Annotated in this window: 9 protein-coding genes; all 9 read right to left on the bottom strand. The window is 50.1% G+C overall.

All coding sequences use genetic code 11. The features are described 5' to 3' along the window. Nucleotides 1-54: 54 nt before the first annotated feature. Complete coding sequence (gene xylA / locus B3Z75_RS12940; protein ID WP_294072476.1) at nucleotides 55-1,386, bottom strand: xylose isomerase; 1,332 nt, start codon at nucleotides 1,384-1,386, stop codon at nucleotides 55-57. Between the two features lie 37 nt (nucleotides 1,387-1,423). After that, the gene (locus tag B3Z75_RS12945) at nucleotides 1,424-2,896 is read right to left on the bottom strand and encodes a xylulokinase (protein ID WP_294072479.1); all 1,473 of its coding nucleotides are present in this window, start codon (nucleotides 2,894-2,896) and stop codon (nucleotides 1,424-1,426) included. Nucleotides 2,897-2,959: 63 nt separating this feature from the next. Then, nucleotides 2,960-3,772, bottom strand: coding sequence for an SDR family oxidoreductase (locus B3Z75_RS12950; RefSeq protein ID WP_294072482.1), 813 nt, complete (start codon nucleotides 3,770-3,772; stop codon nucleotides 2,960-2,962). A gap of 15 nt (nucleotides 3,773-3,787) precedes the next feature. Further along, the gene (gene uxuA, locus B3Z75_RS12955) at nucleotides 3,788-4,966 is read right to left on the bottom strand and encodes a mannonate dehydratase (RefSeq protein WP_294072485.1); all 1,179 of its coding nucleotides are present in this window, start codon (nucleotides 4,964-4,966) and stop codon (nucleotides 3,788-3,790) included. 148 nt (nucleotides 4,967-5,114) lie between these two features. After that, nucleotides 5,115-7,241, bottom strand: coding sequence for an alpha-glucuronidase family glycosyl hydrolase (locus B3Z75_RS12960; RefSeq protein WP_294072490.1), 2,127 nt, complete (start codon nucleotides 7,239-7,241; stop codon nucleotides 5,115-5,117). Next, the gene (locus tag B3Z75_RS12965) at nucleotides 7,241-8,215 is read right to left on the bottom strand and encodes a glycoside hydrolase family 43 protein (protein WP_294072494.1); all 975 of its coding nucleotides are present in this window, start codon (nucleotides 8,213-8,215) and stop codon (nucleotides 7,241-7,243) included. The genes B3Z75_RS12960 and B3Z75_RS12965 overlap by 1 nt, the downstream gene beginning before the upstream one ends. A 20-nt stretch (nucleotides 8,216-8,235) precedes the next feature. Continuing rightward, on the bottom strand, nucleotides 8,236-9,369 hold the full coding sequence (locus B3Z75_RS12970; protein WP_294072497.1) for an endo-1,4-beta-xylanase: 1,134 nt from the start codon (nucleotides 9,367-9,369) through the stop codon (nucleotides 8,236-8,238). Between the two features lie 25 nt (nucleotides 9,370-9,394). After that, nucleotides 9,395-10,810, bottom strand: coding sequence for an MFS transporter (locus B3Z75_RS12975; protein ID WP_294072500.1), 1,416 nt, complete (start codon nucleotides 10,808-10,810; stop codon nucleotides 9,395-9,397). A 682-nt stretch (nucleotides 10,811-11,492) separates the two neighbouring features. Continuing rightward, the coding region (locus tag B3Z75_RS12980) for a transposase (RefSeq protein WP_294072503.1) at nucleotides 11,493-11,728 on the bottom strand (236 nt) is incomplete at its 5' end.

Genomic DNA, 11,728 nt, shown 5'->3' on the forward strand with positions numbered 1-11,728 from the left:
TTAAGAAAGATCAACCACCCCTATGCGGGTGGTTGATCTTTTATGGGCAGCAGATCAAATATACATGTTCACAATAGCTTCGTACAGCTCCTGTTTGCCACTGATCTGGGCCGGCTCTCTACCCAGAGCGAGGGCATATTCGCGCAGATCCTCCAAAGAAAGTTTACCTTCTTCAAACGCTTTGCCCTTGCCGCTGTCGAAAGAAGCATACCGATTCTTGCGCATAGAGAGATAGGGAGATTCTTCCAGGATGGCTGCTGCAGCCTCCAAAGCGCGGGCAAAGGCATCCATGCCGGCAATGTGGGCGATGAAGATGTCTTCCAGATCGGTAGAGTTGCGGCGTGTCTTGGCGTCGAAGTTGGTGCCACCTCCTTGCAATCCTCCACCCTGCAGAATCACCAGCATTGCCTGGGTCAGTTCGTACACATCAATCGGGAACTGATCGGTATCCCATCCGTTCTGATAATCGCCCCTGTTGGCATCGATGGAGCCCAGCATACCGGCATCAACTGCGCACTGCAGGTCGTGTTCAAAGGTATGTCCGGCCAAGGTAGCATGGTTTACCTCCACGTTCAGCTTGAAATCTTTGTCGAGTCCGTGTGCGCGCAGGAAGCCGATCACTGTCTCCGCATCCACGTCGTACTGGTGTTTGGTGGGTTCCATTGGTTTGGGTTCGATGAAGAAGGTGCCCTTGAATCCTTTCGAGCGAGCATAATCACGTGCTTTTCCCAGCATGATTGCCAGATGCTCTTTCTCCCGTTTCATGTCGGTGTTCAACAGACTCATATACCCTTCACGACCACCCCAGAATACATAGTTTTCACCGCCCAGTTCGATGGTGGCATCCAGTGCGTTCTTAATCTGTGTGGCGGCAAAGGCCACACCGTCAAAATCCGGGTTGGTGGCGGCTCCGTTCATATATCGCTTGTGGCCAAACACGTTGGCTGTGCCCCAGAGCAACTTGATGCCTGTCTCTGCCATCCTCTTTTTAGCATAGGCCACGATTGCCTTTAGATTGGATTCATACTCTTCCAGGGAGTTTCCTCCGTCAACCAAATCCACATCGTGAAAACAGAAGTAGTCAATGCCGATCTTCTGCATAAACTCAAAACCGGCGTCCAGCTTCTGTTTGGCTTTTTCAATGACATCGCTGCCGTTGTTCCACGCAAAATCCTTGGTCTCTTCTCCAAATGGATCGCTCGACTCGGCACAGAGGGTGTGCCAGTAAGCCATGGAGAATTTAAACCAATCCTTCATTTTACGGCCGTAGACCACTTTTTCGGCATCATAATAACGGAATGCCATGGGGTTACGGCTCTCTTTGCCTTCAAACTTAATTTTCCCGATTCCCGGGAAAAACTCTTTTGCATTTTTTTCAGTTTCCATATTTATATTGAATTAATAAGAGATTGATGATGTTTTATTATAAATATTTTTTCCAGCGGTCGTAAGCTTCCATATACCTGCCGGCATGCTGCGTATCGGGTTCCACAATCATGATTTTTTTCAGGGAGGCAAAAGCTTCCTGTGGTGAACGATAGATACCTGCTCCGATGCCGGCAGCCTTGGCAGCCCCGGCAGCCCCATCGGTGTCGTAGAGTTCGATGACCGCACCGCTTATTGCTGCAAGGGTTTCGCGGAACAGAGGGCTGAGAAACATGTTGGCATTTCCGGCACGGATTACCCTGATATCCATTCCCAGCTTCTTCATGATTTCCATTCCGTACTGGAACGAAAAGACGATCCCCTCCTGCGCAGCCCGGAGGATATCGGCGAGGGAGTGGATGTTGAAGTTGATGCCATGGAAGGAGCTGCCGCTGTCTTTGTTCTCCAGTACCCGTTCGGCTCCGTTGCCGAAAGGTATAACCGAGATACCTTTTGCTCCGATTGGCGATTGAGCAGCCAGTTCGTTCATCTGGTTGTAATCCAGACGGGCAGGTGTCATGTTCTTTTTGATCCACGAGTTGAGAATGCCGGTGCCGTTGATGCACAGAAGTACTCCCAGCCGAGTCTGTGCCGGCTGGTGATTTACGTGGGCGAAGATGTTCACACGCGACAGCGGGTCATACTTTACTTCATCCAACACTCCATATACCACTCCCGATGTACCTGCGGTGGAAGCTATCTCGCCGGGGTTAAACACGTTGAGTGACACGGCATTGTTCGGTTGGTCTCCGGCGCGGTAGCTTACCGGCGTACCGGGATGCAGCCCCAGCTCTTTCGCTGCAGCGGTGGTAACCTTTCCCTGTATTCCGAAGACGGGGGTCAACGAAGGAAGTATTTCCCTGTCAAACCCAAAGTGATCCAAAATATCCTGCGAAATACGGTTCTCCTTAAAATCCCAAAAGATTCCCTCCGAAAAACCCTCCACGGTCATGCCGATTTCACCAGTCAGCTTCATGGCAATATAGTCGCCGGGAAGCATAATCTTGTAAACCTGATCGTACAATTCCGGTTCATGTTCTTTTACCCAGGCCAGCTTGGAGGCAGTGAAGTTGCCGGGTGAGTTGAGCAGATGCGACAATGATTTTTCTTCACCGATTGTCCTGAATGCCATCTCTCCGTATGGTACTGCCCGACTGTCGCACCAGATGATAGATGGACGGAGCAGCCGATGGCCTCTGTCCACCATTACCAGCCCGTGCATCTGCCAGGAGATACCGATTGCTTTTATATCCTGAGGGTCTACTTTCGATTGTGCCAATACCGATGCATTGGCCAGCTTCAGGTTGTCCCACCACATTTCCGGATCCTGTTCAGCCCAGCCGGCCTGCACGGCCCGCATGGACATCTCCGTTTTTGGAAAATAATCCGATGCTGCAATCTTGCCTGTTTCGGCATCCACCAGTGCAGCTTTTACGGATGAACTACCGATGTCAAATCCCAATAAATACATTGTCTGTTTTTGTTTGTTTGCTGATTGTTATACTTATTTATTTTTTTGCAGACTAATGCCGGCTTACATGGCAAACGCATTGAATCCGCCATCCACTGTGATAGTGGTACCGGTCACAAAGGCAGAAGCATCGCTTACCAGATAATGGATGGTGCCACACAGCTCCTCCGGCCGTCCCAGCCGCTTGAAAGGTGTTTGTCGGATTACATCTCCTCCGCGTTGGGTGTAGCTACCGTCAGGATTGGTGAGTAGCTCCCGGTTCTGTTCGGTTAAAAAGAAACCGGGAGCGATGGCATTCACCCGGATCCCCTCTCCAAATTTCGTGGCTACTTCGTTGGCCAGAAACTGGGTGAAATTGGTGACGCCCGCCTTTGCAGCAGCATAACCCACAACACGGGTCATGGGACGAAAGGCAGCCATGGAGGAGAAGTTGAGGATCACCCCCTTTTTTCTTTCCACCATTGGTTCGAGAAAAACCTGCGAAGGTAGCACAGTGCCGGTAAGGTTGAGACGGACCACCTCGTCAAACTGATCCATATCCAGGTCGAAGAAGGTTTTCTCAGGCGGGATGTTGGCGCCGGCCATATTGCCTCCGGCGGCATTCAGCAGAGCATCGATCTGTCCGTATCGGCTCATAATCTCCTCCCTGTTTTTTAAAAGCAAGGCCTCGTTCATCACATCGGTTCGTAGGAATATGGCTTCTCCGCCTTTCTCTCTAATCTCTTTTACCAATGCTTCTCCAGCTTCTTTTCTCCTCCCCAGAATCACCATCCTGGCGCCTTCGCCGGCCAGATAGGAGGCAATCACGCTTCCCAGTATCCCTGTACCTCCGGTGATGAGGATTACTCTTTCGTTTATATTGAATAATTCTCCCATAAGTAATTTTTTTTGCTATTTACTTTCTTCAATTTCTTTGCGTACCACGGCCATCATTCCTTCTACCTGTGCCAGGGCGAACATCCGTCCATAGAAAGAGTAGCCCGGGTTATGAGGCATCTCTCTGTCGCCGGGGAGCACCCTCCCGTGGTCTACCCGCATGGGAATATCCGGCCTTTTTTTCTCCAGTTTGCGTATTACCTCAATCAGCTTTCCATCACCTTCCAGATGCGGCGCTTCCATAAAATCGCCTTCGGGAAGCAGTTGTGTGCTCCTGAGATGGGCAAAGCCGATTCGGCTGACAAATTTGGCGGCTAATGCAGGGACATCGTTTTGGGTGCCAGCACTCAGCGATCCTGCGCAGAGTGTGAGACCATTGGCGGGACTTGCTATGGAGCGGAGGATCCAGTCGATATCTTCCTCGTCGCTAACAATGCGCGGCAGTCCAAACACCGGAAACGGCGGATCATCGGGATGGATACAAAGCATGATGCCATGCTCTTCAGCGACGGGCACCACCTGCCGGAGGAAATATTTCAAGTTTTCACGCAGGAGCTCTCTGTTGATACCTTCATACTTTTGCAGCAGCTTCCTGAACTCTTCTACCGGTCCGGAATTCATGCCCGGCATTCTCCGGTGGATAAAACCTTGTGTCTTGACGATAATCGTATCGATCAGCCTCTCTTTTTCCGCCTCGGTCATCACGCGGTACAGCTGATCAACCTTTTCGACTTCTTCTTTGGTATAATCTTTTTCCGCTCCTGCCCTTCCCAGTATTTTACAGTCGAAACAGGCGTAACGGATTCTGTCGAAGTAGAGGGTGGTGCTGCCATCCGGCAATTCGTGTTCCAAATCGGTGCGTACCCAGTCAATAGCGGGCATAAAATTATAACATATTGTTTTCACACCTGCTTTGCCGAGGTTGGCAAGACTGACTTGATAGTTTTCGATCAACCGGTCACGGCTTTCATCTCCATATTTGATCTCTTCCGGCACGGGCAGGCTTTCGGCTACAGACCAGAAAAGCCCGGCCTGCTCAATGGTTTGCTTGAGTTCTTCAATTTCTTCGGCACTCCACACGTTACCGGGCGGCACGTCATAGAGTGCCGTCACGATCCCCTCTACGCCGATTTGCCGAAGCATTTCAAGCCTGATGGGATCTTTTTTGCCAAACCATCTCCATGTTTTTATCATTTGATTTTCCTATTTCTTAGCGATAAGCTTCCAGTTATCAGCTTTGTTTCGTAATTTATTAACATTGCAATTTCATCCTCAGCGTTTCAATTATGGTGTTTGAGAGTCAATCCGGCAGGTGGATCATCCCCCTCACACCACTCAGATTTCAATTATGGTGTTTGAGATCCAATTTGATCTGTTTTAGTTCTTCCAATTCGTGTATCGGCCGCTCGATGTCGTATGGGATGGACATTCGGGAGAAGGTCTGGAAATAGAGCAGGCAGGCATCTTTCCACCAGACGGCATCGCGCGACTGTATCCTGAGGCGTGACTGCACATGGCGGAACCGCTCCCTGTCCAGATAGGGTTCCATCCGGTCCCATGTTTTTTGAAACTCCCGAACCTGCTGTACGCCGTCGTCGTAACGGTAACAGAGCTCCTCCCACAAGGTGCGTCCGTTTTGCATCCGGTGACTCCATGGAGCATGGTGAAACCAAAGAAGCAGTTCTTCGGGGCAGCTGTTCACATCGTTGAACTGCCCGTTCAATGGAGAGCAGTATTGCGAGACAGCATTGCTGCCGGTTGTGGTTCGGTCAAAGCCGATGCCCTTTTCGCTGGCGTTGTGATAGTAGGGAGGCAGCCAGTCCCGTCGTGCTCCGGGAATATCGCACCAGGGTTCGGGGCCGTAATGGTGATTCCAAGCGAAGATGTGGTGCAGTCCCAACGGCATCATATAGTTCACTGCTGCTTCCCACGAAGAGAGCATCAGCTGTTTTATCGGTGCAACAAAGTCGTCCCGGTTTGAAAAGGTCATACGTATCCATTCGTCGGCGATCTCTTCTGCAGGGAGTGTATGGTCCCAGGTCAACCTGCCGAAGGCGTACCAGTTGGCCTGTGCAAAATGGTGCCCGCACCAGTTGGCGTCTTGTCCGATATTGGCGACGCCGGCGATGGCGCTCACCGGATGTTGATAAAGGGTGCCGTCGGTTGTTTTGGCAACGGTGGAGTGGTCTCCGTTGCAATGGGTGTCGCTCTCCAGAAACTCCTTCCACTGTGTGGCCAGATAAACCAGGTGGTTCGAAAAGCCGAGGTACTCCTGCGTAATCTGTAGCTCCGGCATCAGGGCAGTTTGCTTCATGGATCCAAAGAGGGGGCTGAAAGGTTCCCTTGGCTGAAAGTCGACAGGACCGTTCTTCACCTGTATGACGACATTCTTTCTAAACTGTCCGTCTAGCGGCATAAATTCACTGTAGGCCTGTTTTGCCCGGTCTTCTTCGGTAGGGTTGTAGACAAAAGCCCGCCACATCACAATCCCGCCATGCGGTTGCAGAGCATCGGCCAGCATGTTGGCTCCATCTGCATGGGTTCGTCCATAATCCTGTGGGCCGGGCTGTCCTTCGGAGTTGGCCTTCACCAGAAAACCGCCGAAGTCGGGAATCAGCCGATATATCTCTCTGGCCTTTTCCTGCCACCATTGCCGTACGCGTGGGTTCAGCGGATCGGAATCGGGTATTCCACCCAATATTTTGGGTGATGAAAAATTTACCGACAGATACACTTTAATCTTGTAAGGGCGCAGGATATCGGCAATCACTTTTGCCTTTTTCAGGTAGTCGTCTGTCAGGATGTCGGGCGAGGCATTCACGTTATTGAGCACCGTGCCGTTTATGCCGACAGAGGCGTTGGCACGGGCATATTCCCTGTACCGGGGAGAAATCTGCTCCGGTAGCTGATCCCACTGCCAGATGGAGTAGCCGGCATAACCCCGTTCTACGGTTCCGTTGAGGTTATCCCAGTGGTTGAGGATGCGGATGTCGTAACGCGGACGTTCGGTGATGCGGAGTGTGTCGTTATACTTGTTGGTTTGTATTAATCGTAGCAGGTGATACGCCCCATAGAGGAGGCCGTTTTCTTTCGTGGAGGCGATAATCGTGAAACGATCCTTTCCCTGCATCACACTGCGGAGGATATATCCTTCCGGGCCCAGCTCATGGAGTTCTTCTCGATCAACGAGTCTTCTGATAAGCCGGTTTTCCAGGGTGCCGATCAGGAGGGTGTGGCCTGTCGGTTTGTCCGTTTCTAATAAACTGTTTCCAGTCATCTCCTCCCAGGCAAGCTGAAACTCCTGCAGGGCTATCGACGACAGTTCCCCCTGAATGCCGGAGAAGTCCGGCAAATTTGTCTTCTCCTGTAGCTGAAAACGCAGCCACAGCCTGCTGCCATCTTCGGCGCTGAGCTGGCCGATAGCCGTAAAGCAGAGAAGCATGATCAGAGAGACCGTTTTCTTTCCCATTATTCAGCCGTTCCTTTAATGGGTTGAATGGATCCGTCCGGGTTGTACTTCAATTCAGCCACCTTCAGGCTCCTGAGCCATGTTTTCCCTTTCGAGGGTACACAGTCGTGGTGGAAGAGGTACCACTTCCCTTTGAACTCCACGATGGAGTGGTGTGTAGTCCATCCCACCACGGGTGTCAGGATTACGCCCCGATAGGTGAATGGGCCGTAGGGGTTATCCCCGGTGGCGTAGCAGATCAGGTGGGTGTCTCCCGTGGAGTAGGAGAAGTAGTACTTGCCATTGTAGTAATGCATCCAGGAAGCTTCGAAGAAGCGACGTTTGGTGTCACCTGCCGACAGGAGCTTTCCCTTCTCATCGAGTATCATCAGGTCGCGCGGTTCTTCGGCAAACTCCAGCATATCTTCTCTCAGTCGCACCACCTTTGGGCAAAGGGCGGGTTCATCTCCTTCCGGCAGCAGTGCACACTCCAGTGCCTTGTTGTTTCGGTAGCGTTGCAGCTGACCGCCCCACAGACCGCCGAAGTACATATAATATTCGCCATCCTTGTCGGGCCAGATGCAGGGGTCCATGCTGTAACTCCCTTTAATGGGATTTTCCTGCGGAATGAATGGGCCTTCCGGTCTGTCGCTGATGGCGACGCCGATGCGGAAGATATCATTTTGGTCTTTCAGCGGGAAGTACATATAGTATTTTCCGTTGCGGAAAGCCACGTCGCTGTCCCAGAGTTGGCGCCCGGCCCAGGGAATATCCTCTGTTCGCAGGACCACGCCGTGATCGGTTACCTCTCCCTGTTCCACATCATCCATTGAAAAAACATGGTAGTCCTTCATGTTGAAATGATCGCCGTTGTCGTTTTCAGGAATGCCGCTCTCCCAGTCGTGGGATGGATAGATATAGAGCTTGTCGTTAAAGACATGTGCCGCCGGATCGGCCATATAGTCGCCCGGCACGAGATATCTCGGTTCTTTCATTGTGTAAATTTTTTATTTGGTTATTCGTTTGTCAGATCAATCAGTTGCTGCACAACCGGCTTGGGCTGGTAGTTGCGGTCGAAAAGCAGCGGGTAATCGGTCCTGCCCGTGATGGGCCAGTCGTTTCGCCAGCTGTCCCTGTCGGTCAGGCCCCAGAGGGTGACACGGCTGATCTTGTCCCGATGCTTCAGAAAGAGACGGAAGAAGTCGGTGTACCGTTTATTGAACGCAGCTTCCACTTCTTCGGGAAGGCCGTTGGCATAGGGATTCATCTTTTCCTGATAACCGGCATTTAGTGAAACCTCAGCCGTTTCTCCGGCAGGGAAGGGTAGCAGGGTGATATCCATTTCGGTGATCATCACTTTCACGCCGAGCGCGGCGAAAGCTTCGATGCTTTTTTCAAATTCACCGATGTCGGGATAATCCATTCCCATATGACCCTGCATGCCGATGCCGTCTATCCTGACACCATCCTCCTGTAGTTTTTTTACCATTTCTACCACTCGGTTGCGTTTTCCTTCCTGTGACATGGCATAGTCGTTGTAGTAGAGCTCCGCATCGGGATCGGCTTCCCGTGCAAACTGAAAGGCCAGCTTGATGTAATCATCGCCGACGATCTCTCTGAACTTGGTATTGCGCCAGCTGCCGTCATCGAGGATTGCCTCGTTCACCACATCCCATCCGTCAACGCGCCCTTTGTAGCGACCGACAACCGTATGGATATAGTTTCGCATCCGTTCAATCAATACTTCGCGAGTAACATCATCTCCTTTCTCATCAGAGAAGAACCAGTCGGGAGCTTGAGAGTGCCAGATGAGCGTATGTCCTACGATGTGCATGTGGTTCTCTTCGCCAAACTGTATAAATTGGTCGGCTTCGTCAAAGAAGAATACTCCTTCCGTGGGCTGAAGATGCATACTTTTCATGCAGTTTTCGGCAACGATCGAATTGAAATGATGCGTAATTACGTTCAAGCCGAGAGTATCTCTCCCATAATTGTGGCCGGCATTCAGGGCTGTACCTATCAGGAATTTTTCATTGTAGGCCTCTTTCAGGGAGGGAGCTTGTTCATTTTTTGGGGAACCGCAACTCAGGAGATAAGCAGATGATAAGACTGCGAATAACATCCTGTTTGCCGTTTTTTTTGTCTTCATAATGGGGTAAATTAGCGAAGGTTTGTCATTTTTGTTCTTGTCTGGCTTCAATCTCCAGATTGAGCCGGTCGATCACATCATCCTCCAGTTCATAGCGGGAGATGATGAACATAGCCAATATAAGCAACAACGCAGGAATGACTGCCACGAGCCAGAGGATGCCCTGTTCCACAAACGGAGTCTGTGAAACAGCATTTTTTTCGTCAAATCCCACAAACGCCAGCACAAAGCCGGGTACCACACCTCCCAGCGCCATGCCGGCTTTGAAGAAGATACCCGTCAGGGCGTTGACAATGCCCGAAATTCGCCTGCCAGTCTTGTGCTCCCCGTAGGAGATCACCTCCGGTACCAGTGCCCACATATATCCGGTGGCGACAATTACGCCGGTGGACTTGATAAACTGTGCCACCAACACCAACCACACCTGATTCTTCAGTGCGGGGATGACAGAGATGGCATAAAGCAGTCCCATCCCAAAGATGGCCACGGAGAGGAAGACGTAAAACATCTGCTTCTTGCCGATGGCACGTTTGATGGCAGGCACCATGGGCATGAAAATAAATGCCGGAATGGAGCCGAGGGCCATGAAGTAGGGCACCATATCAGGCGCATGCACGTTGTAGATCATGTAATAAGATCCGGCCGAGTTCCCAATGGCCATCATGGCAAAGGCCGTGATGAAGAAGAATGCCAGCACACGCAGCGGGCGGTTGCGGACAAATTCGATCCAGAGGTCGGACACTTTTACATCCTGTGTGTCCTTTTCGTCCATTACCACCCGCTCCTTGGTCTGGGTGTAGCAGAAGATCAAGAGTGCCAGGCCGACCAGCGCGTAGATGGTCATGGTGGTGAACCAGGCGCTACCCGATTCGGCCGAGTTGATTAGCCCGTCGGGAGAGAGGCTCTTCACGATGATGGGAATCCCATAGGCTACAGCCAGTCCCCCAAGGTTGGCCAGGAACATGCGGGTAGCGGTGAGCTTGGTAATCTCGTCGGTGTCGCGGGTAAGTGAGGCATTGAGTGCTCCATAGGGAACATTGACCAGTGTATATGCCATCGACATGCCCACATAGGTGATGTAGGCATAGAGCAGCGAGCCGGAAAAGCCGTTCCAGAAGCAAAGGATGGCAAATCCGGTCAGTGGCACACCACCCAGTATTAGCCAGGAACGATATTTCCCCATCTTCGGGTTCCGCTTGTCCACGAAAGCTCCCACAATGGGATCCCACACCACGTCGATAAGACGGACTATGAGGAACATAACGGCGGCTGTCGCTGCCGGAAGTCCGAAGACATTGGTGTAAAAGATCAGCAGGTACATGGATACTGTCTGGTAGATAAGGTTCTGTGCGAGGTCGCCTGCGCCGAATCCTATACGCTGTACCGGAGACAGTTTGTAAAATCCCCGCGACTCACTTTTCCTTGCTGGGTGTTGTTCCATTTTTTTTGGTTTTATTTGGTATGTTGTTGTTAATCAGAATAATTAATTGTCCTTTTTTTGCTATTCCCGGGAGCTGTTCCTTTTTGCTCGGTTTTTATTCGTTTTTTTCTGTGACCGGAAAGGCAGATCTCAAACAATGCGATGTTTGAAGGTTTTGAAATGATTTGTTGCTTCCGGCGTTGTGTACGTACACAGACTGTCGCACAAAAAAACAATTTAAAAAACAATTCAAAAAAACTCAGACTCTTATTGGAATTTCGCTAAAACGGTCTGACAAAGATTATCACAAAAATATACTTAATTTTCACAATAAACCGGCAAAAAGAAGAAAAGCTGTATTGAAATAATTAATAAGATTTATAGAATCTATAAATGCCTATTTTATTAAAAGATCAATTTTCTTAATTTAAGCAGTTGTTTTACTTCTTTTTTTGTGGAAATATTTTTCCCATTGTAAACATGAGAAATTGAAATATTTTCAAATTTACCGCAGCTTTCTCTTATCTTTTCACTAGGGTTTGCTGAAAAAGTCTCACGCCACAGAATATAAACAAGGCTCTGCGGTTTGATTTTTCATACGCTTAATCTGAAAAAACAGACAGCAAAAACGTTCTTTGAAAATTTGCAAAAAAACATCCTCCATCGCTCGAAGGATATTCATTATAAATACAATACTTGCTACTCAACTCTCGTGAGTGTCGGATAATTGTGTCATTATTTTGTTCCTATTGTAGCCGGCTTTCCCTTGTCCAAACTTGCCTTCAATTTGATTACGCTCATTTTTTTCTTTTCTCTGTTTCTCTCTCTTATAGCGGGTTTGCGCCTCTTTTTTAGGTTTTCGCCCAAGCGGTCTTCCTGTGTGGCGGATGCCCCGCTCTTTCAGGTAAGACCTGTTGTCGCGAGTCATATAAATGTCGT

The sequence above is a fragment of the Proteiniphilum sp. UBA1028 genome, from assembly GCF_002316955.1.
Classification (GTDB): Bacteria; Bacteroidota; Bacteroidia; order Bacteroidales; family Dysgonomonadaceae; genus Proteiniphilum.

What these genes read in the sequence shown, in the direction of transcription:
- xylA (WP_294072476.1), bottom strand. Translation starts at nt 1,386, where the DNA reads ATGGAAACTGAAAAAAATGCAAAAGAGTTTTTCCCGGGAATCGGGAAA.
- B3Z75_RS12945 (WP_294072479.1), bottom strand. Translation starts at nt 2,896, where the DNA reads ATGTATTTATTGGGATTTGACATCGGTAGTTCATCCGTAAAAGCTGCA.
- B3Z75_RS12950 (WP_294072482.1), bottom strand. Translation starts at nt 3,772, where the DNA reads ATGGGAGAATTATTCAATATAAACGAAAGAGTAATCCTCATCACCGGA.
- uxuA (WP_294072485.1), bottom strand. Translation starts at nt 4,966, where the DNA reads ATGATAAAAACATGGAGATGGTTTGGCAAAAAAGATCCCATCAGGCTT.
- B3Z75_RS12960 (WP_294072490.1), bottom strand. Translation starts at nt 7,241, where the DNA reads ATGGGAAAGAAAACGGTCTCTCTGATCATGCTTCTCTGCTTTACGGCT.
- B3Z75_RS12965 (WP_294072494.1), bottom strand. Translation starts at nt 8,215, where the DNA reads ATGAAAGAACCGAGATATCTCGTGCCGGGCGACTATATGGCCGATCCG.
- B3Z75_RS12970 (WP_294072497.1), bottom strand. Translation starts at nt 9,369, where the DNA reads ATGAAGACAAAAAAAACGGCAAACAGGATGTTATTCGCAGTCTTATCA.
- B3Z75_RS12975 (WP_294072500.1), bottom strand. Translation starts at nt 10,810, where the DNA reads ATGGAACAACACCCAGCAAGGAAAAGTGAGTCGCGGGGATTTTACAAA.